We start from the raw sequence: 21417 nt of genomic DNA on the forward strand, positions 1-21417 counted from the left end.
TATTCTTTGTTGATTGAACGTTCAATCAAAACAAAATAGACTGGCCCTCAATCCGATAAGCGTTCATCGCCCGTCGGAAGGCCTAAGGAGATGTGCAAGATGCCCAAGGTCGGTATGCAACCCATCCGCCGCCAACAACTGATCGAAGCCACGTTGCAAGCGGTCGATCAGGTCGGAATGGGGGACGCCAGCATTGCGCTGATCGCCCGTTTGGCCGGTGTCTCGAATGGCATCATCAGTCATTACTTTCAGGACAAGAACGGCCTGATTGCCGCCACGATGCGGTATCTGATGAATGTCCTCAGCGAGAACGTCACCGCGCGCCGTCAGGCGCTGGCAGACAGCAGCCCACGGGCGCATCTGCAGGTGATCATCGAAGGCAACTTCGACGCCAGCCAGGTCAATGGCCCGGCAATGAAAACCTGGCTGGCCTTCTGGGCCACCAGCATGCACCAGCCGTCTTTGCACAGGTTGCAGCGGATCAACGATCACCGTCTGTATTCCAACCTGTGCTGCGAGTTCCGCCGCGTGTTGCCGCTCGAAGATGCGCGCAGCGCCGCCCGGGGTCTCGCAGCCCTCATCGACGGTTTGTGGTTGCGCGGTGCGCTGTCGGGAGACGCTTTCGACACGGCGCAGGCGCAACAGATCGCTTACGAATACATGGATTTCCAATTGGCCAAGCAGGTGAGCTAGAGCACAGAGAAAACGCTCAGCCCCTGAACCGCCACCGCAGCGTCATCGCGGTGGTCAACGCCAACCACTAATGCACTTGCGAGGACACTATGGCCCGTTTCGAACTGCAAAAACTCTACATCGATGGCGCGTACTCCGACGCTGGCAGCGATGCCACCTTCGAAGCCATCAACCCGGCGAACGGTGAAGTCCTCGCCAAAGTGCAACGTGCGACCAAGGAAGACGTCGAGCGTGCTGTGGTCAGCGCCGAAAAGGGCCAGAAAATCTGGGCCGCGATGACCGCCATGGAGCGTTCGCGCATCCTGCGTCGCGCCGTCGACATCCTGCGCGAGCGCAACGATGAACTGGCTGCTCTGGAAACTCTGGACACCGGTAAAGCCTTCTCCGAAACCAAGTACGTCGACATCGTCACCGGCGCTGACGTGCTGGAATACTACGCAGGCCTGGTACCCGCCATCGAAGGTGAGCAGATCCCGCTGCGTGACACCGCTTTCGTCTACACCCGTCGCGAGCCGCTGGGCGTGGTTGCCGGTATCGGCGCGTGGAACTACCCGATCCAGATCGCGCTGTGGAAATCCGCTCCAGCCCTGGCGGCCGGTAACGCGATGATCTTCAAGCCAAGCGAAGTCACCTCGCTGACCACCCTGAAACTGGCCGAGATCTACACCGAAGCCGGCGTACCGAATGGCGTGTTCAACGTGCTGACCGGCAGCGGCCGTGAAGTCGGCACCTGGCTGACCGAGCACCCGCGCATCGAGAAGATCTCGTTCACTGGCGGCACCGACACCGGCAAGAAAGTAATGGCCAGCGCTTCGGCTTCGTCGCTCAAAGACGTGACCATGGAACTGGGCGGCAAATCCCCGCTGATCATCTTCGACGACGCCGACCTCGATCGCGCTGCCGACACCGCGATGATGGCCAACTTCTACAGCTCCGGTCAGGTTTGCACCAACGGTACTCGCGTATTCGTGCCTAGCCACCTGAAAGCTGCTTTCGAAGCCAAGATCGTTGAGCGCGTTGCACGCATCCGCGTCGGCAACCCGGAAGACGAAAACACCAACTTCGGCCCACTGGTCAGCTTCCCGCACATGGAAAGCGTGCTGGGTTACATCGCCAAGGGTAAAGAAGAAGGTGCCCGTGTCCTGTGTGGCGGCGAGCGTCTGACCGACGGCGAATTCGCCAAAGGCGCATTCGTTGCTCCGACCGTGTTCACCGATTGCACCGACGACATGACCATCGTCCGTGAAGAAATCTTTGGCCCGGTCATGGCGATCCTCTCCTACGAAACCGAAGAAGAAGTGATCCGCCGCGCCAACGACACCGACTTCGGCCTGGCCGCCGGTATCGTCACCAAAGACCTGAACCGCGCTCACCGCGTGATTCATCAACTGGAAGCCGGCATCTGCTGGATCAACGCCTGGGGCGAGTCCGACGCAAAAATGCCGGTGGGCGGTTACAAGCAGTCGGGCGTGGGTCGTGAGAACGGCATCAGCTCGCTGAACAACTTCACTCGCATCAAATCGGTACAGGTCGAGCTGGGCGATTACGTCTCGGTGTTCTGATTGTGGCGAGGGGATTTATCCCCGATGGGCTGCGAAGCAGCCCCCTTCCAGACCCTGCAGTTCTCCAGATAGATCTCAATCGCTGATTTCAGGACTGCTGCGCAGCCCATCGGGGATAAATCCCCTCACCACAGGCTTTGCAGGGTCCCGGCGATCTTGACCTGACCAACTTCAAAGAGGGTGCATTCAATGTCCCAAGAATTCGATTACATCATCATCGGTGCCGGCTCGGCCGGTAACACCCTGGCGACCCGTCTGACTGAAGACGAAGGCGTCACCGTTCTGCTGCTCGAAGCAGGCGGCCCGGACTACCGTTTAGACTTCCGCACGCAAATGCCGGCCGCCCTGGCGTTCCCGCTGCAAGGCCGTCGCTACAACTGGGCCTACGAAACCGATCCAGAGCCACACATGGACGGTCGCCGGATGGAATGCGGTCGCGGCAAAGGCCTCGGCGGTTCCTCGCTGATCAACGGCATGTGCTACATCCGCGGCAACGCGATGGACTACGACGGTTGGGCGAAACTGCCAGGCCTGGAAAACTGGTCGTACCTCGACTGCCTGCCGTACTTCCGCAAAGCCGAAACCCGTGACATCGGCCCGAACGACTACCACGGTGGCGAAGGCCCGGTCAGCGTGACCACGCCGAAGGCGGGTAACAACCCGCTGTTCCACGCCATGGTTGAAGCTGGCGTACAAGCCGGCTACCCGCGCACCGAAGACTTGAACGGTTACCAGCAGGAAGGTTTCGGCCCGATGGACCGCACCGTAACGCCGAATGGCCGTCGTGCTTCCACCGCCCGTGGTTACCTCGACACCGCTAAAAAGCGTTCGACTCTGACCATCGTCACCCACGCCCTGACCGACAAGATCCTGTTCGAAGGCAAGCGTGCGGTCGGCGTGCGCTACCTGGTCGGCGATGCTGAAGAACGCGTTGAAGTCAAAGCGCGCAAAGAAGTGTTGCTGTGCTCCGGCGCCATCGCTTCGCCGCAGGTTCTGCAGCGTTCCGGCGTAGGCCCGGCGAAGCTGCTGGAAAGCCTCGACATTCCAGTCGTCCACGATCTGCCGGGCGTTGGTGAAAACCTGCAGGACCACCTTGAGCTGTACCTGCAATACGCTTGCACCCAACCGGTTTCGCTGTACCCGTCGCTGCTCTGGTACAACCAGCCAGCCATCGGTGCCGAATGGCTGTTCAACGGCACCGGCATCGGCGCCAGCAACCAGTTCGAGGCCGGCGGTTTCATCCGTTCGCGTCCGGAATTCGAATGGCCGAACATCCAGTACCACTTCCTGCCGGTCGCGATTAACTACAACGGCAGCAACGGTGTGAAAGAGCACGGCTTCCAGGCGCACATGGGTTCCATGCGTTCGCCAAGCCGTGGTCGCATCCAGGTCAAATCCAAGGATCCGCGTCAGCATCCGAGCATCCTGTTCAACTACATGGCCACCGAGCAGGACTGGCAGGAATTCCGCGACGGCATCCGCCTGACCCGTGAAATCATGCAACAGCCTGCACTGGACGCCTTCCGTGGCCGCGAAATCAGCCCGGGCATCGACGTGCAAACTGATGAACAGCTGGACAAGTTCATTCGTGAGCACGCCGAAACCGCGTTCCACCCGTCCTGCTCGTGCAAGATGGGCACCGACGAGATGGCTGTGGTCGATGGCGAAGGTCGTGTGCACGGCATGCAAGGCCTGCGTGTGGTCGATGCGTCGATCATGCCGATCATCACCACCGGCAACCTGAACGCGCCGACGATCATGATGGCCGAGAAAATCGCCGACAAGATCCGTGGCCGCCAGCCGCTGCCGCGTAGCACCGCTGCTTACTACGTTGCGGGCGATGCGCCAGTGAAGGGCAAACCGATGCGTGATATCACGCCTGTTGCTCAGTAAGACGTAATACCGAGGCGCGGCCTTCGCGAGCAGGCTCGCTCCCACATTGGAATGCATTTCAAATGTGGGAGCGAGCCTGCTCGCGAAGGGGCCCTCACATTCAGCACAAATCCCTCTGCTTCAAGTAAATCCTCCTACACCCCCTCTTCACTTGATCCTACCCCCACGCAGGCCTACTCTAGACCTCGCGCGACCGCTTCCCCCCTCCCCGCCGAATCGCAATGCCCCGCTACTCCATAACAAGGAGGTTCCCGAATGTTCGATTTCCACCCCCAGCTCAAGCAGCGCTTCGCTGCCTTGCGCACGGGCGCTGAATTCTTTTCCCTGCGGTATGTACGCGAGTCCGGCCAGTACCTGTCGGTGCGCAAGAACGTTGCCGAACCGCCGAGCCTGAGCCGCGACGAAGGGGCGATGCTCACGGTGCGGGTCAACGGTGTCGAGGCCTACGCGGCCACCAACGACCTCTCGCAACAAGGCCTGCAAGCCGCCCTTGAGCGCGCCGAACAGCAGGCCCGGGCGCTCAAGCCCCACGCCTTGCTCGACCTGCACGATCAGCCGGTTTCGAGCGACCGCGCCGATTACTTTTCACCCAATCTTGACCAACCCTTCCCGTCCCTGAGCGAATGCTTTGAGCTGCTCGGCGCCGAATCCGCCTCGGTGCCAAAGGATGAGCGCCTGGTGAATTGGGAAGTGAGCATCGGCATCACCCACGTCGAGCAGATCTACCTGAGCAGCGCCGGCGCCGAACTGCGCCAGGCCCAGCGCTTCGTCTACCCGAGCCTCGACGTCACCGCCTACGACGGCAACGACAGCCAGACCCGCAGCCTCGGCCGTGAGAACTTCGGCCAGCAGGGCGGCGCGGATGTGATCAGCCGCTGCGGCCTGATCGGCGCCGGCCCGCAAGTCGCCGATCAGGCCTTGCAACTGCTGCTCGCACCGAACACCCCGCAAGGCCCGCGCGACCTGCTGCTGATGCCCGACCAGATGATGCTGCAGATCCACGAGTCCATCGGGCACCCGCTGGAACTCGACCGCATCCTCGGCGATGAACGTAATTACGCAGGCACCAGTTTCGTCAAAGCCAGCGACTTCGGCAGCCTGCAATACGGCTCGAAACTGCTCAACGTGACGTTCGATCCGGGTATTCCCGAAGAACTCGCCAGCTACGGCCATGACGACGACGGCACCAAGGCCAGCAAACAATTCCTGATTCGCGAAGGCCTGTTACTCCGGCCATTGGGCGGTGCACTGTCGCAGTTCCGTGCAGGGCTCGACGGCGTCGCCAACAGCCGCGCCTGCGGCTGGAACCGCCCGCCGATCGACCGCATGGCCAACCTCAACATCGAGCCGGGCGACCAGCCACTTGAGCAGATGATCAAGGGCATCGAGCACGGCATTTTGATGAGCACCAACCGTTCGTGGTCGATTGACGATGCGCGCAACAAATTCCAGTTCGGCTGTGAATGGGGTCAGTTGATCGAAAACGGCGAACTCAAAGGCGTGGTGAAAAACCCCAACTACCGGGCGATTTCCGCGCACTTCTGGAAGAGCCTGCGCGCTGTCGGCGATGCCAACACCGTCAAGGTGCTGGGCACGCCAAACTGCGGCAAAGGCGAACCGAACCAGGTAATCCGCGTCGGCCACGCTTCACCGGCCTGCGTATTCAGCAACGTTGATGTATTTGGGGGAGACGCCTGATGAGTATTTCGAAGAGTCAGTCCGACGCCTTCAAGGTCATGGTCAATTGGCTGCGCGACAGCGTGCGCGAGCCCGAGCAGTTCACCCTCAGCTACGCCGCCGAATCCTCGGCATTCGTGCGTTTCAACCACGCCAAGGTGCGGCAGGCCGGGCAAGTGCAGCAAGCCGAGGTTGGCCTGAAACTGATCAACGACGGCCGCCACGCCGACCTGCACATCACCCTGTCCGGTGATCAGGAAGCCGACCTGCAACGCCTTGCCGAAGGCCTGCAACAACTGCGCGAAACCCTGCCGCTGCTGCCGCAGGATCCGTATCTGTTGCTCAACCACAACAGCTGGCAGAGCAAGAACATCCAGGAACATCCGCTGCCTGACACCGAGCAGGTCGTGGCAGAAATCTGCGCTGCTGCTGAAGGTCTGGATCTGGTCGGCTTCTATGCGGCCGGCCCGATCAGCCGTGGCTTCGCCAGCTCTGCGGGTGCATTTGGCTGGCATCAGGCCAACAGCTTCAATTTCGACTTCAGCCTGTTCCATGAAAATGGCGAAGCGGTGAAGGCGAGCTACGCCGGGCACGAATGGAGCCGCGAAGGCTTCGCCAAGCGTTTCCAGCAGGCCCGCGAGCAGCTTGAGTTTCTCGGTCGCCCGCTGCGCACACTGGCACCGGGGCAGTACCGCGCTTACCTGGCACCCGCCGCACTGGAAGAAATCATGGGCATGTTGTGCTGGGGTGGTTTCTCGGCACAGTCGATTGCCAGCAAAAGCAGCCCGCTGCAAAAGCTGTATGCCGGCGATCAGACATTCAGCCCACTGGTGTCGCTGGATGAGAAAGTCAGCGGTTCACTGAGCCCGGCGTTTTCCGGGGAGGGTTATCCGCGCAGCGATCTGCGGCTGATCATCGAAGGCAAGGCCGGCGAGCAATTGGTCGGGTCGCGCAGTGCCGCCGAATACGGCTTGACCGCCAACGGCGCCGGCGGCGGTGAAGCACCGAGTGCGTTGAATATGGCGGCCGGTGATCTGTCGCAAGCGGAGATACTCAAGCAGTTGGGCACCGGGCTGTACATCAGCAATTTGTGGTACCTGAACTTCTCGGATCAACCGGCGGCGCGCCTCACCGGCATGACTCGCTTCGCAACCTTCTGGGTCGAGAACGGCGAGATTCAGGCGCCGGTCAGCACCATGCGTTTTGATGACAGCGCTTACAACCTGCTCGGTTCGCAGCTGGAGGCGCTGACCGCCGAGCGCGAGATGTTGTTGTCGGCGAGCACGTATAGCCAGCGCAATACTTCGTCGGCGCTATTGCCGGGCGCGCTGGTGAGCCGATTGACGCTAACGCTGTAAACATAAATCCCCGGCACACCGGGGATCAAATGTTGGAATGAGCTTTGTGGCGAGGGGATTTATCCCCGATGGACTGCGCAGCAGGCCCCCGCATTTGATTTTAAAAGCGGGGGCCGCTACGCGCCCCATCGGGGATAAATCCCCTCACCACAGGGTTTCATTTCAGAACAAGAATTCGGATTAACCCACAAGAGGTTCCATGCCCAACCGCCCGCCTCTCGACGCCATCACCGCACGCTGGTTGCCGTGGGTCGTCGCCATCGCGTTCTTCATGCAGTCCCTCGACGGGACCATCCTCAACACCGCCCTGCCGGCCATGGCCCGGGATCTGGCCGAAGACCCGTTACGCATGCAAGGCGTGGTCATCGCCTACATGCTCACCGTGGCGTTGTTGATCCCCGCTTCCGGCTGGATCGCCGACCGCTTCGGCACCAAGAAAATCTTCTTCGGCGCGATCCTGCTGTTCAGCCTCGGCTCGCTGCTCTGCGCGCTGTCGAGCAGCTTGAGCATGCTGGTCGGGGCCCGGGTGATTCAGGGCCTGGGCGGTGCGCTGATGCTGCCGGTCGGGCGACTGGTGGTGCTGCGTGCCTATCCGCGATCCGAACTGGTGCGGATCATGGGCTTCATCACCATTCCCGGCCTGCTCGGCCCACTGATCGGCCCGACCATGGGCGGCTGGATGGTGGAGTACCTGACGTGGCACTGGATCTTCCTGATCAACCTGCCGGTGGGCGTGATCGGTTGTTACGCGGTATGGAAATTCATTCCCGATCTGCGCGGCACTGAGCGCACGCGCTTCGACAGTCTCGGCTTCCTGCTGTTTGGCGCGGCGATGATCCTCATCACCATCGCCATGGAAGGCCTCGGCGAACTGCACCTGCCGCACCTGCGGGTGATGTTGCTGCTGTTCGGCGGCATGGCGTGTCTCGCGGCGTACTGGCTGCGCGCCGGGCATATCGAAAATCCATTGTTCGCGCCATCGCTGTTCAAGACTCGTACATTTGCCGTCGGCATTCTCGGCAACCTGTTCGCCCGTCTGGGCAGCGGCGCCCTGCCGTTTCTGGTGCCGTTGCTGCTGCAAGTGGCGCTGGGTTATTCACCGTCGCAAGCCGGGATGAGCATGCTGCCGCTGGCCGCTGCGGCGATGGTCGCCAAGTGGGTGGCGCGGCCGCTGATTGAGCGCCTCGGTTATCGCATCGTTCTCACCGGCAACACGCTGGCGCTGGGGATCATGCTGGCGAGCATGGGCCTGGTCAGCGAGCAGACGCCGTACTGGTTGCTCTTGTGCCTGCTGGCGGTGCTCGGCGCGATCAACTCGCTGCAATTCACCGCGATGAACACCGTGACCCTGATCGACCTCGATGACGCCAGCGCCAGTAGCGGCAACAGTCTGCTGTCGGTGGTCGCGCAGTTGTCGTTGAGTCTCGGTGTGGCGTGCGCCGGTGCATTGCTCGGCGGTTTTACGGCGGAGATCGGCAACGATGGCGTGGAAACCGTGCTGGGTGCCTTCCAGTTGACCTTTGTGACGGTCGGAATCATGGCGATGCTCGCCGCGACGATCTTCTCGCAACTGTCGAAAGAAGATGGCCGGCGCGCCAAACGTCCGGAAGAACACATCGAACATTAATCACTGTTCGTCCAGAACTTTCGAGGAAAGTGGCACGGGGCTGCTACACTGCGCGACATTTTGTTTTGCAGGCCAGTCCCGTGACCACCATCGCCACCGCTTTTAATACTCTGCCGCTGTCCGCCGCCATGCTGGCTAACCTCGAATCCCTCGGTTATGCCCAAATGACGCCGATCCAGGCGCAGAGCTTGCCGGTGATCCTCAAGGGGATGGACCTGATCGCCCAGGCCAAAACCGGCAGCGGCAAAACCGCTGCGTTCGGCATCGGCCTGCTCAACCCGATCAACCCGCGCTACTTCGGTTGCCAGGCGCTGGTGATCTGCCCGACCCGTGAGCTGGCCGACCAGGTCGCCAAGGAAGTCCGTCGTCTGGCCCGTGCCGAAGACAACATCAAAGTCCTGACCCTGTGCGGCGGCGTGTCGTTCGGCCCGCAGATCGCTTCGCTGGAACACGGCGCACACATCATCGTCGGCACCCCGGGACGCATTCAGCAGCATCTGCGCAAGGGTTCGCTGGTACTTGATGGCCTGAACACGCTGATCCTCGACGAAGCCGACCGCATGCTCGACATGGGTTTCTACGACGCCATCGAAGACATCATCGTCAAAACCCCAGAGCGTCGTCAGACCCTGCTGTTCTCCGCCACTTACCCGGTGGGCATCAAGCAACTGGCCTCGAAATTCATGCGTGACCCGCAAACGGTCAAGGCCGAAGCGTTCCACGATGACACGCAGATCGAGCAGCGTTTCTACGAGATTTCCCCGGAAGACCGTATGAGTGCAGTGACCAAAGTCCTGCACCACTTCCGTCCGGCCTCCTGCGTGGCGTTCTGTTTCACCAAGCAGCAGGTGCAGGAAACCGTCGACCACCTGACCGCCAAGGGCATTTCCGCCGTCGGCTTGCACGGCGATCTGGAACAGCGTGACCGCGATCAGGTGCTGGCAATGTTCGCCAACCGCAGTACTTCGGTACTGGTCGCCACCGACGTTGCCGCCCGTGGTCTGGACATCGATGCACTGGACATGGTGATCAACGTCGAACTGGCCCGCGACTCGGAAATCCACATTCACCGCGTTGGCCGTACCGGTCGTGCCGGCGAGAAAGGCATTGCGATCAGCCTCGTTGCACCGGGCGAAGCGCACCGCGCGCAGGCCATCGAGCAACTGCAGAAATCCCCGCTGAACTGGGATCAGGTCGACAACCTCAAGTCCCAGGGCCTCGCCCCGCTGCAGCCGCCGATGACCACCCTGTGCATCGGCGCTGGCCGTAAAGACAAAGTGCGTCCGGGCGACATCCTCGGTGCTCTGACTGGCGACGCCGGCATTCCCGGCGCTCAGGTCGGCAAGATCGCAATCTTCGATTTCCAGGCCTACGTGGCCGTTGAACGCACCGTGGCCATGCAAGCCTTGCAGCGTTTGAACGACGGCAAGATCAAGGGCCGTTCGTTGCGTGTGCGTATCTTGTAAACAATCTTCCATCCAAAGGAGATCCCCTGTGGGAGCGAGCCTGCTCGCGAATGCAATCTGTCAGTCGACATCAGTGTTGAATGACACACCGCTTTCGCGAGCAGGCTCGCTCCCACAGTTTGTTTTGTAGCGATCCACCAAGAGGACACCGTTTTGCGCTCTACCGAAGTCGTGATCATTGGCGCTGGCGCCGCTGGATTGATGTGTGCACTGACCGCCGCCGGGCGTGGCCGTCAGGTACTGCTGCTCGACCATGCGAACAAGGCCGGCAAGAAAATCCTGATGTCGGGCGGTGGTCGCTGCAATTTCACCAACATGTACACCGAACCAAGCAATTTCCTTTCGCAAAACCCGCACTTCTGCAAATCCGCACTGGCACGCTACACCCAGTGGGATTTCATCGGCATGGTCGGCAAGCACGCCGTGCCGTATCACGAGAAAAAACTCGGCCAGTTGTTTTGCGATAACAAGTCCAGCGACATCCTCGGCATGCTGCTGGACGAGTGCGATCAGGTCGGCGTCGAGTTGCACCTCGATACCTCGATCCAGACCATCGAAAAAATCGAGAGCGGTTACCTGCTCGACACCACCCTCGGCCAGATCCAGTGCCAGTCGCTGGTGATCGCCACCGGCGGTCTGTCGATCCCCACGCTAGGCGCCACCGGTTTCGGTTATCAGGTGGCCAAACAGTTCGGCCACGAACTGCTGCCGACCCGCGCCGGCCTGGTGCCGTTCACCATCACCGATCAGCTCAAGGACTTGTGCACGGAGCTGTCCGGCACTTCCGTGGATTGTCTGGTGAGCTGCAACGACCAGAGTTTTCGCGAGAACATCCTGTTCACCCATCGCGGGCTCAGTGGGCCGGCGATCTTGCAGATCTCGTCGTTCTGGGAATCCGGCGACACGGTGGAGATCAATCTGCTGCCGGATCACGACGCGGCTACATGGCTGCAACAGCAAGTGGCCGAACGCCCGAACAGCGAACTGAAAACCCTGCTCGGTGAAATCTTCACCAAGAAGATGGCCAATCTGCTGGCGGACAACTGGTTCGTCTCCAAACCGATGAAGCAATACACCCATGCCGAGCTGGCGGAAATCGCCGACAAGCTGGGGAGCTGGAAAGTCGTTCCGGCCGGCACCGAAGGTTATCGCACCGCCGAAGTTACGCTGGGTGGGGTCGATACTCGCGAAGTCTCCTCCAAGACCATGGAATCGCTGAAAAGCCCTGGCCTGTACTTCATCGGCGAAGTGCTCGACGTCACCGGCCATCTGGGCGGCTTCAACTTCCAGTGGGCCTGGGCCTCGGGTTACGCGGCTGCGCAGTACGTCTGATCCAAACCCAATGCAAAACCCTGTGGGAGCGAGCTTTTGTGGTGAGGGGATTTATCCCCGATTGGGGTGTGCTGCACCCCCAAAAAGCCTGAATGCGGTCCGTCTGACAAACTGAGGTGACAGATTTGGGGGCGCTGCGCACCCCATCGGGGATAAATCCCCTCGCCACAGTTTCAATACAGGCCTTCAATGCCCATCAATCAAGGAACACTTTTTGCTGTCAGATGTGATCGGCGCCATTGCGTCGGCGTCATTACTGGCTCAATTTAGCGGCATCGCCTCGGAAGGCCTTCGCACTTCATGTCCTCTACCTCGTTTCGTCAGTCTTTGCGGCGCCTGTGGGCGCTGGATAAATTCAGCTATAGCGTGCGGGTGTTCATCGCCCTGACCGGCAGCATGGCGCTGTGTTGGTATCAGGATGAAATGGGGCTGCTGATCCCGTTGTTCCTGGGGATTATCGCCAGCGCCCTGGCCGAGACCGACGACAGTTGGCAGGGCCGCCTCAACGCACTCGCCGTGACGCTGGTGTGTTTCAGCATCGCCGCGCTGTCGGTGGAATTACTCTTCCCCTACCCCATCGTGTTTGCCGTCGCTCTGGCACTGGCCAGTTTCGGCCTGACCATGCTCGGTGCGCTCGGTGAGCGTTATGGTGCGATCGCGTCGGCGACCTTGATTCTCTCCGTGTACACGATGATCGGCGTCGATCAGCGCGGTGGCGCGGTGATCGATTTCTGGCATGAACCGATGCTGCTGGTGGCGGGCGCCGCTTGGTACGGCTTGCTCTCGGTGCTGTGGCAGGCGATGTTTTCCAATCAGCCGGTGCAGCAGAGTCTGGCGCGGTTATTCCGTGAACTCGGGTTCTACCTGAAGCTGAAATCCTCGCTGTTCGAGCCGGTCCGGCAGATGGACGTCGAAGCCCGGCGCCTGGAACTGGCCCAGCAAAATGGCCGCGTGGTCGCTGCACTGAACAGCGCCAAGGAAATCATCCTGCACCGGGTCGGAAACGGTCGCCCCGGCTCGAAAGTCAGCCGTTACCTGAAGCTTTATTTCCTCGCCCAGGACATTCACGAACGCGCCAGCTCTTCGCACTATCCGTACAACGCACTGGCCGATGCGTTTTTCCACAGCGACGTGCTGTTCCGCTGCCAGCGCCTGCTGCGCCAGCAAGGCAAGGCCTGCCGGGCGCTGGCCGAATCGATCCAGATGCGCCAGCCGTTCGTCTACGACGCCAGTTTCGCCGAAGCCCTGAGCGACCTCGACGCCTCCCTCGAACACCTGCGCATCCAGAGCAATCCGGCCTGGCGCGGCCTGCTGCGGTCACTGCGCGCACTGGCGGCCAACCTCGGCACCCTCGACCGTTTGCTAAGCGATGCGAGCAACCCCGACGCCTTGGCCGACGCCACCGACAGCAGCCTGCTCGACCGCTCGCCACGCAATCTGAAAGACGTGTGGATTCGCCTGCGCACACAACTGACGCCGACTTCGCTGCTGTTCCGCCACGCCCTGCGTTTGCCGCTGGCATTGAGCATCGGCTACGGCATGGTGCATTTGATTCACCCGTCGCAAGGCTACTGGATCATCCTCACCACGCTGTTCGTCTGCCAGCCGAACTACGGCGCGACGCGACGCAAACTCGGTCAGCGGATTCTCGGTACGGCCATCGGCCTGACCGTGGCGTGGGCCTTGTTCGATCTGTTCCCGAGCCCGCTGGTGCAGTCGTGCTTCGCCATCGCCGCCGGGGTGGTGTTCTTTACCAATCGCACTACCCGCTACACCCTGGCGACGGCAGCGATCACCATCATGGTGTTGTTCTGCTTCAATCAGGTCGGCGACGGTTACGGGCTGTTCCTGCCACGGCTGTTCGATACCCTGCTCGGCAGCCTGATCGCCGGCCTGACGGTGTTCCTGTTCCTGCCGGACTGGCAGGGTCGACGCCTGAACAAAGTGCTGGCCAACACCCTGACCTGCAACAGCATCTACTTGCGCCAGATCATGCAGCAATACGCCGCCGGCAAGAGCGACGACCTCGCTTATCGCCTGGCCCGGCGCAACGCGCACAACGCCGATGCGGCGCTGTCGACGACGCTGGCGAACATGCTGATGGAGCCGGGGCATTTCCGGAAGGAAGCGGATGTCGGCTTCCGCTTTCTGGTGCTGTCGCACACCTTGCTCAGTTATCTGTCAGGGCTGGGCGCGCATCGCGAGACTCAGTTGCCGGCCGATGTGCGCGAACATTTGATTGACGGTGCCGGCGTGAAACTGGCGGCGAGCATCGATGAAATCGCCCAAGGGCTGGCGAGCAAGCAGCCGGTGGCGATTCAGAGTGATGAAGAAGAAGCGCTGGCCAATGAGCTGGAGCAGATGCCGGATGAGATTGATGAGGGGCAGCGGTTGGTACAGACGCAACTGGCGCTGATCTGCCGGCAGCTTGGGCCGTTGCGCACGCTGGCGGCGCACCTAATCAAGGACACTGCCGAGGTTTGAGGTGGCCGGACTGGCCTCACATCCCATGCTGCCTCAGCAATTTGTCATAACTGCCATCCGCCTTCATCGCCTCAATCGCCTTATCAAACCCCGCGACAATCTGCTCATGCTGCGGATTCTTCAGGCTCACCAAGATATGCAGGCTGTTCTCGCTCAACGGCTTGGGCAAAAACTCCACGGCACTGCGCACTTTCGGTGATTCCCGTGCCAGGTAATGCCGCGCGACATATTCATCTTCCAGCGTCAGCTTGACCCGATCCGCCGCGAGCATACGCACCGCCATCGCAAAGTTATGCACAGGGACTTTCTGCAACGCGGTATCGGCATCGAACGGCGGCGAGTAGGCGTAACCGCGTACCACGGCAATCGGATAAGTGTGCAGTTGCTGCAAGTTATTGTATTCGAGCGGCGTGTCTTTGCGCTTGAGGAAGCGGATGCGATTAACCAGATACTCACCGGAAAATTGCCCGAATTTCGTGCGCTCATCGTTGTACCAGGCGTTGACCAGCACATCGTAGCGTCCCTCACCGACACCCAGCAGCGCCCGCGCCCATGGCACTTGCTCATAATCGCTGGCATAACCGGCCCGAGCCAGCGCGGTGCTGACAATGTCGGTGGCCAGACCGCCGTTGACCAGCGTGTCGTCAGTAAAGGGCGGCCAGATATCAAACACCAGCCGCAGCTTTTCGGCTGCAGCGGCTTGGGCCAGCAAGAGCAATCCGATCAAAGCAAAAGCTCGATGCAGTCGCGGCATGCTTGAAAATCCTTAGCGGGCGGCACGCCCGGCGTGTTTCCAGTCAAAACCCCAAGGCCCCGTACCGGCAAAACCCAGGCCCTAACATTAGCTCATTGCAGCCAGTGCACAGGGCTCCCCAGCAGATTACACAAAGAAGTCACCGGTGCGAGAAAGGAATGATGGCATTTTGACCTTTGTCACAGACTCTTACGCCATACAGACATCTTTCGCGCCTGCGCTTAGTATCGGGCGACACGTTCAAGGAATCGGAAAATGACAATCGAATGGGTCTGCAAACATCACAGCGACTTGGGCAAAGAACAGCTCTACGCCCTTTTGAAGCTGCGCTCGGAAGTATTCGTGGTCGAACAGAAATGCGCCTATCCGGACCTCGACGGCCAGGACCTGGACGGCGACACCTACCACCTGATGGGTTGGGAGGATGACCAGTTGATGGCGTATCTGCGCCTGCTGGACCCGGAGTCCCAGGGCGGCGACGTGGTCATCGGCCGCGTGATCACCGCGCCACAAGGACGGGGCAAAGGGCTGGGGCACGAGATGATGGAGCAGGCGCTGAAACAGGCCGAGAAACACTGGCCGCAGGTGCCAATCTATCTGTCGGCGCAGGCGCATTTGCAGGGGTATTACGGCAAGTACGGGTTTGTGGCGGCGGGTGAGGAATATCTGGAGGATGACATTCCACATATCGGGATGCGGCGCGCTTAAGGGCCTTTTCGCGAGCAGGCTCGCTCCCACATTTGGAATGCATTTTCCTGTGGGAGCGAGCCTGCTCGCGATGGCGTCAGCTCAGTCAACGCAGGATTCAGGGATATTCCAGCACCGCTTTGATCTGCCGCAAATTCCTCTCGATCCACCCCCGATCAATCGCTCCCCACTCGCGAATCCGATAACGCCCGGCATGGTTGCGAGCGCCCTCTTCCTGTTCGAACTCGCAGACGATATCCAGATCCGCCAGCGCGGCAATCGTGTCCTGCGCCGTGCGCCGGGGCATGCCGGTGACTTCGGTCAGCGTCGGCACACTCGGAGCCAGACTGCTGTCGATCAGGTAAGCCACATACAAGCGGCGATAGAAACTGCTTTTGGTCTTGCTTACGTCCATCCACACCTTCCTGGTTGCGACTGTTGTTATTGCATGTCCCGCCACGTCAGATACATCCGCAGATCAAACTCGACCTGGTGATACCCCGGCAGCATGTGCTCACACAATTTATAAAACGCCTTGTTGTGATCCGACTCTTTGAAGTGCGCCAGCTCATGCACCACGATCATTTTCAGAAAGTCCGGTGCGGCGTCCTTGAACAGCGAGGCGATACGAATCTCTTTCTTGGCCTTGAGCTTGCCGCCCTGCACGCGTGAAACCGTGGTGTGCAGACCAAGGGCGCGGTGGGTCAGGTCGAGGCGGTTGTCGAACAGCACTTTGTCGATGGCCGGAGCATTACGCAGGTATTCCTGTTTCAGATCCAGCGCGTAGCTGTACAACGCCTTGTCGCTCTGCACGTCATGCCGCCCCGAATAACGTTGATCCAGGTATTCACCCAGACGCCCGTCGGCGATCAGTTGACGCACCTGATCCTGCAATGGCGCGGGATAGGCCTGGAGGTACTTCAACACAGTCATGGACGGGCGACACGGTTCGAAAAAGGTGCGCCAGTGTAGCGAATTCAGCCTGGAAGCGCGCTCCAGTCGAACGGTTCGGCGAAGGTGGCGGCGTCCTCGGCGATCAATGGCCGCGCCACCAGGAAGCCCTGCACGTACTCACAGCCGTGGGCTTGCAGCCATTGGTATTGCTCGATGGTCTCGACACCCTCGGCAATCACCAGCAAACCGTACTGCTTGCACAGACTGATGACTGTGCTCACCAGTGAAGCGTCCCGCGACGAATCAGGCAATCGGGCGATGAGGTGCCGGTCGAGCTTGAGCGTGTCCAGTTCCAGATCGCGCAGATGCGCCAGTGAACAAGGCCCGGAGCCGAAGTCATCCAGCGCCACACGCACCCCGAGATTGCGCAGCAAGCGCAACTGTTTGCGGGTTTCGTCCGGATTTTGCATCAAGGCTTCTTCGGTGACCTCGACCTCCAGTTGCCGTGGCTGCAAAGAATGCCGCTCCATGACCTGACGCAACTCGGTGACCAGATTCGGCAGGCTGAACTGGGTGTTGCTCAAACTCACGCCGAGCACCAGATCTTCGGCAAACAAGGTTTCCCAGGCTTTGCGCTGGCCGGCGCCGCGATGATAAATCCAGCTGCCGAGACGACTGATCAGCCGCGCCTCTTCCAGCAACGGCAAAAACAGACCCGGCGGCACATCACCCACGCTCGGGTGCTGCCAGCGCAACAACGCCTCAAACCCACGGATCTGGCCGCTATTAATGGCTACCTGCGGTTGATAGACCAGGTTGAAGTCGCGGTTTTCGATGGCGGCGCGCACGCTCTCTTCCAGCATCAGACGCGAACGCGCCCGGCCGTTCATTTCATGATCGTAAAAGCGATATTGCTGACGCCCGGCACGCTTGGCTTCGTACATGGCAATGTCAGAGGCGCGCAGCAGACCGTCGAGGTTCGATCCGCAATCAGGGTATGTCGCGATACCGATACTGGCGCCCAGCGCGATATCCAGCCCTTCGATTTGCTGACAGATCGACACTCGCTCGATGAGTTTCTCGGCAATCTTCGCCGCCTGCTCGGGAAACTCCAGATCCAGCAACGCGGTAAATTCATCACCGCCCATGCGCGCGAGAATATCGAACGGCCGCAGACACGCCTTCAACTGCTCGGACACCCAGCGCAACACACGGTCGCCAGCATCATGGCCGAGGGAATCATTGACCCGTTTGAAGCCGTCCAGATCCAAATACAGCAGCACCCAACTGCTGTCGCTGCGCTCACCGCGCAACAGCAGGTTCTCAACGGTCTGGTAGAAACCGCGACGGTTAAGTAAACCGGTCAGCGGATCGGTGACGGCCTGAAATTCCAGTTGCTGATGCAGATGGCGCACCACCGACATGTCCAGCACCGTCACCACCATCGCCTGTTGTTCGGAAGGTAACGGCGCACAGGACAGCGCCACCGGCACCTGCTGACCCGGCGCGGTGCGCAGCAGCGCATCGTGCAGCCGCAGGGTTTCGCCGCGCTGATAGCTTGTACGGAATTCGGAATCGGCCCACACGGGAATGTGCGGTTTCTGCAGGTAATCGAGAAACTCCTTACCGTCCAACTCCTTCACCGGCGCATTGAGCAACCGTGAGATCGCCGGATTAGCAAAACGAATCAAGCCGTCCTCGCCCAAAACCAGAATGCCCTCGGCGGCGTTATCCAGCACCGAAGCATTGAAGGCCCGGGCGGATTCCAGATCCCGGCTCAGGCGCTGCAAGGCCCGGCGATTGCGCTGATGCTCAAGCAACGCCTGCACTTTGGGCTTGAGAATCTGCGGATCGAACGGTTTGAACAGGTAATCCACCGCGCCACTGGCGTAGCCCTTGATCACGGCGTCCTGGGACTGTTCGTTAGCGGTGAGGAAGATGATCGGCGTAAGCCGCGTACGCTGACTGCCGCGCATCAGTCGCGCGACTTCAAAGCCGTCCATGCCCGGCATCTGCACGTCCAGCAGCACCAGATCGACGTCGTGTTCGAGGAGGATATTCAGCGCCTCGAAACCGGAGGCGGCGGTCAGCACGTGCCAATCCTGACGCTGCAGCAACGCGCGCATGCTGATCAGGTTTTCAGGGTAATCATCAACGATCAAAAGGACAGAGTTGCCTTCACCTGGCTGGGGTTGCGCGCATTCCATGCTGCTTCTCTTATCGGGACCACAGGCGGTTTTCCGGTTAAAACCGTACACATACTGAGCCATCACTCTAGTCGCGGATCGACAAAAGCAGTAGCTGTCATCAGGCCATCATTTAACCAATGGCAGGTTTAGCCGACTAACGGTCACTCCTGTAGCCCGCTAAAACCGGGATAGATGGCATTTCGACAGGATGTTGACGTCAATCGTCCGCCGGACGGCGGTTAACAAAAAATCCCTCTACGCTTATAAAGGCCGCCCCAAAACGCGCGGGCTAGAGCTTCTGGCACGCGCGTGCAGCGAAAATTGAGTGGAAGAACCGACATGATCGATCTCGCAACCTGGAACCTCAGCGTTCCCGTTGGCAGCCCGCCATACACCGTCGAAACCTCCAAACTGGTGAAAGGCTTCAAGGATCAGTACTTCCATTCCGACACCGGCACCCTGTTCTTCTGGTCACCGGTGACCGGGTCAAAAACCGAAAACGCCATCTACCCCCGCACCGAACTGCGCGAAACCTATAGCAACGGCACCCTGCGCAATTGGTACTACCCCGACGCCGACAACCTGCTGCGCGCGACCCTCACGGTCAACAAAGTGCCGAGCTCCGGCAAAATCGTCATCGGCCAGATCCACGCCTATGAAAGCCAGAAGCCGATGCTCAAACTCGAATACCAGTACAAGACCAAAACCGAAACCGGCAACCTGGTGATCAAAGTTCGCATGCATCCCGATGACGACGAAAGCCGCGTCATCACCCTCGCCACCGGGGTCAAACTCGATCGCGAATTCAACTACCTCATCCACTTAAGCCCGGGCGGCGCACTGGGCGTAAGTGCGGCGGGTTATCAGTGGGATTCGCAGATCAGCGCGACGTGGCGCAACAAGCCGCTGTATTTCAAGGCAGGGGTTTATGTGCAGGACAATACGGGGTACACGAGTGAGGGTGGGCAGGTGACGTTTAGCAAACTCGATATCGATCACGACAAATAATCCCCGCATTTAAACGGCGTTGTTTAGATCGGTCGGCGGTTACTTCCGGATGCCTACAACAGCTTGCGTCGTTGCCTACGGGTACGCCAGAATCCGCCGGCTTGTGCGCCTGGAGGGCCATCGGTAACTTGATCCGCGTCACTGATTTCCAGTGATCGGGTTTAGTAGCCCGAGGTGTTTTTCAGTTATGCGCAAAGCGCATCGGTCGGCTATTGCTGTTTGACTTGATGGTGGCTGTGTGCAGGGCGCTTCGGCGCGCCGGTTAATGCTGAATAACTCCCCGGTCTACTAACCTGCGCACAGCTGCCACCCTTCTTTTAGTAGAGAAGGCGAAGCGGCTCCATCAGGAGTTTTCAGCAAATGATCAAATCAACGCCTCATCCGCCGGTCACAGATCCGGCATCCCCTTACGAATCCCCCAACTCAAAAAGATTCCACGACGCCGCCGAGCGCGCCCTAGACCACTACCTCAACCCCGCCGCAGCCATCATGGCCAGCACCCACGAACCCGAGGCCATGTACCTCGCCAACCCGAAGTACAACACCGAATCCCTGCTGGCCAACGCTAGCGAAACCCTGAGTTCAGCCAGCGAAATGCTCAACAACTTCGCCGCGATGCTCGACACCTCGCACCGCAAGACAGCGCTGGGCATCGCGCAGGTGGTCATGCTCGGTGAACTGGCGGTGAATCAGGCGCTGGATCATGTTGAGTTGAAGGAGTAGTCACCCAAAAAGAACCCGCATTTATGCGGGTTCTCTGATGACAGGCTTACTTGCTGTCTTTCGGAAGTTTAACAGGTGCCGGACCTCTGGATTTGATCAGGTTTTCGGGTTGCGGTTTCGGATCAACTGGAAGAGTGCCGGGTGCCGCGCCTTTTGGTGTTACATCCTTAGTAGCCATCGATGTGTACTCCATCACAAGGTGAAGTTTCATTTTGTGAGCATCACCAATGGCCGTCCACTGTCAGATCTGACAGTCCGTAATACTCATTTGAAATAAACCCAACATCGATTAGTCCCAAAAGCTCAGAATCTCGATGCATTGGATGCTTCAATAGCCATCCACAAGAAACCCGCCTCTCGGCGGGTTTCTTGAATAAGCGGGTTAGCGCTCAGGCTTAGTTAATCCTGAATTTCACCTCAGCATTCACACTTTCGCAATAACAGTGACTGAATCATGACGAAATAAATTTATCCCTTTCACGCTTCCTGCTTAGTTACTTTTTCCAGACTTTTTGACCAGCCCACACAATATGCTTATTTCTTTTTAACGGGCCACTCATCGCAAAAACATCTCTACACCTGTCAACTCTGACAGGTGACGAATTACATGCCGCCTCATAACCTCAGGATCGAAACATCAGAAAAACGGATGGAAAAATAACCCATTCACTGCTCATCAAAAAATAAAGGAGAAATACCATGGGCCAGATCAACCCGAATGGTACTTATAGAGGTCGCGTATACGATGCCGGCGAGAGCCATGAAGCCACACTTAAAATAACTTCTTCAGATCCACAGACGGGCAACATAAGCCAAGGCAGCATGGAGTATTACGGGCTTAGCTTCAAAGTTAATGGAAGTTTCACGTATGAAAATTTAACGGATGAATCCGCCGTATCCTTTAATCTTCGAGCAGAAGCAGGGAGCCCTGAACACAACGTGTTCAGCATCAGTTTGAGATCGCCTGACAGAAACTATTCGAAGTTAGACGGAACCGTTCGGGTTGATCGCGGCGGCCCGAATGTAGGTAAAACTTACAACATCACCTTTACAAAAAGCTGAGATCTTCT

The 21417-nt window shown here is 59.4% G+C and carries 17 protein-coding genes; 13 read left to right on the forward strand and 4 right to left on the reverse strand.

Annotated elements, in window-relative coordinates; genetic code table 11:
* Nucleotides 1-99 precede the first annotated feature (99 nt).
* The 9 genes from betI to yccS all read left to right on the forward strand — a co-directional run bounded on the left by betI (nucleotide 100) and on the right by yccS (nucleotide 14092).
* A complete protein-coding gene (gene betI, locus ACA074_RS25855; RefSeq protein ID WP_025108530.1) occupies nucleotides 100-693 on the forward strand; it encodes a transcriptional regulator BetI in 594 nt (197 codons plus the stop codon).
* Between the two features lie 89 nt (nucleotides 694-782).
* Nucleotides 783-2255, forward strand: coding sequence for a betaine-aldehyde dehydrogenase (gene betB / locus ACA074_RS25860; RefSeq protein ID WP_187679680.1), 1473 nt, complete (start codon nucleotides 783-785; stop codon nucleotides 2253-2255).
* A gap of 189 nt (nucleotides 2256-2444) precedes the next feature.
* Nucleotides 2445-4148, forward strand: a complete 1704-nt coding sequence (gene betA, locus ACA074_RS25865; RefSeq protein ID WP_187679681.1) for a choline dehydrogenase — start codon at nucleotides 2445-2447, stop codon at nucleotides 4146-4148.
* A 255-nt stretch (nucleotides 4149-4403) separates the two neighbouring features.
* Nucleotides 4404-5846, forward strand: coding sequence for a TldD/PmbA family protein (locus tag ACA074_RS25870; protein ID WP_497678019.1), 1443 nt, complete (start codon nucleotides 4404-4406; stop codon nucleotides 5844-5846).
* Nucleotides 5846-7183 carry a TldD/PmbA family protein gene (locus tag ACA074_RS25875; RefSeq protein WP_497678020.1) on the forward strand — a complete coding sequence of 446 codons (1338 nt, stop codon included), beginning with the start codon at nucleotides 5846-5848 and terminating at the stop codon, nucleotides 7181-7183. The genes ACA074_RS25870 and ACA074_RS25875 overlap by 1 nt, the downstream gene beginning before the upstream one ends.
* Nucleotides 7184-7382: 199 nt before the next feature.
* Nucleotides 7383-8810 carry a multidrug transporter subunit MdtD gene (gene mdtD / locus ACA074_RS25880; protein WP_489879347.1) on the forward strand — a complete coding sequence of 476 codons (1428 nt, stop codon included), beginning with the start codon at nucleotides 7383-7385 and terminating at the stop codon, nucleotides 8808-8810.
* A gap of 128 nt (nucleotides 8811-8938) precedes the next feature.
* Nucleotides 8939-10276: an ATP-dependent RNA helicase DbpA gene (gene dbpA, locus ACA074_RS25885; RefSeq protein ID WP_238156321.1), complete on the forward strand. Its 1338-nt coding sequence runs from the start codon at nucleotides 8939-8941 to the stop codon at nucleotides 10274-10276.
* Nucleotides 10277-10429: 153 nt separating this feature from the next.
* Nucleotides 10430-11608 carry a BaiN/RdsA family NAD(P)/FAD-dependent oxidoreductase gene (locus ACA074_RS25890; protein WP_187679686.1) on the forward strand — a complete coding sequence of 393 codons (1179 nt, stop codon included), beginning with the start codon at nucleotides 10430-10432 and terminating at the stop codon, nucleotides 11606-11608.
* Between the two features lie 300 nt (nucleotides 11609-11908).
* Nucleotides 11909-14092 (forward strand): YccS family putative transporter, encoded by a 2184-nt coding sequence (gene yccS, locus ACA074_RS25895; RefSeq protein WP_489879346.1) that lies wholly within the window; start codon nucleotides 11909-11911, stop codon nucleotides 14090-14092.
* A gap of 16 nt (nucleotides 14093-14108) precedes the next feature.
* On the opposite strand, the gene ACA074_RS25900 is transcribed toward yccS, so the two are convergent.
* Entirely contained in the window at nucleotides 14109-14846 is a 738-nt protein-coding gene (locus tag ACA074_RS25900) for a substrate-binding periplasmic protein (RefSeq protein ID WP_401271787.1), read from the reverse strand.
* Between the two features lie 255 nt (nucleotides 14847-15101).
* Between ACA074_RS25900 and ACA074_RS25905 the strand changes: the two genes are divergently transcribed.
* Nucleotides 15102-15554, forward strand: a complete 453-nt coding sequence (locus ACA074_RS25905) for a GNAT family N-acetyltransferase (protein WP_401271788.1) — start codon at nucleotides 15102-15104, stop codon at nucleotides 15552-15554.
* 97 nt (nucleotides 15555-15651) lie between these two features.
* Here the strand turns inward: ACA074_RS25905 and ACA074_RS25910 are convergent, their stop codons facing one another.
* From ACA074_RS25910 to ACA074_RS25920, 3 genes are read right to left on the reverse strand one after another with little or no spacing between them, the layout of a single operon-like run.
* The gene (locus tag ACA074_RS25910) at nucleotides 15652-15948 is read right to left on the reverse strand and encodes a winged helix-turn-helix domain-containing protein (protein ID WP_497678021.1); all 297 of its coding nucleotides are present in this window, start codon (nucleotides 15946-15948) and stop codon (nucleotides 15652-15654) included.
* A gap of 26 nt (nucleotides 15949-15974) precedes the next feature.
* Nucleotides 15975-16466, reverse strand: coding sequence for a M48 metallopeptidase family protein (locus ACA074_RS25915; protein ID WP_497678022.1), 492 nt, complete (start codon nucleotides 16464-16466; stop codon nucleotides 15975-15977).
* 44 nt (nucleotides 16467-16510) lie between these two features.
* Nucleotides 16511-18634 (reverse strand): putative bifunctional diguanylate cyclase/phosphodiesterase, encoded by a 2124-nt coding sequence (locus tag ACA074_RS25920; RefSeq protein WP_489879345.1) that lies wholly within the window; start codon nucleotides 18632-18634, stop codon nucleotides 16511-16513.
* A 321-nt stretch (nucleotides 18635-18955) separates the two neighbouring features.
* Here ACA074_RS25920 and ACA074_RS25925 point away from each other — a divergent pair, with 321 nt between their 5' ends.
* From ACA074_RS25925 to ACA074_RS25935, 3 genes are all read left to right on the forward strand, one after another.
* Nucleotides 18956-19624 (forward strand): polysaccharide lyase family 7 protein, encoded by a 669-nt coding sequence (locus ACA074_RS25925; RefSeq protein ID WP_187679692.1) that lies wholly within the window; start codon nucleotides 18956-18958, stop codon nucleotides 19622-19624.
* Between the two features lie 360 nt (nucleotides 19625-19984).
* The gene (locus ACA074_RS25930; protein ID WP_489879344.1) at nucleotides 19985-20347 is read left to right on the forward strand and encodes a DUF6124 family protein; all 363 of its coding nucleotides are present in this window, start codon (nucleotides 19985-19987) and stop codon (nucleotides 20345-20347) included.
* A gap of 699 nt (nucleotides 20348-21046) precedes the next feature.
* The gene (locus ACA074_RS25935) at nucleotides 21047-21409 is read left to right on the forward strand and encodes a hypothetical protein (RefSeq protein ID WP_489879343.1); all 363 of its coding nucleotides are present in this window, start codon (nucleotides 21047-21049) and stop codon (nucleotides 21407-21409) included.
* Nucleotides 21410-21417: the final 8 nt, after the last annotated feature.

Source organism: Pseudomonas sp. LBUM1655 (genome assembly GCF_059716085.1).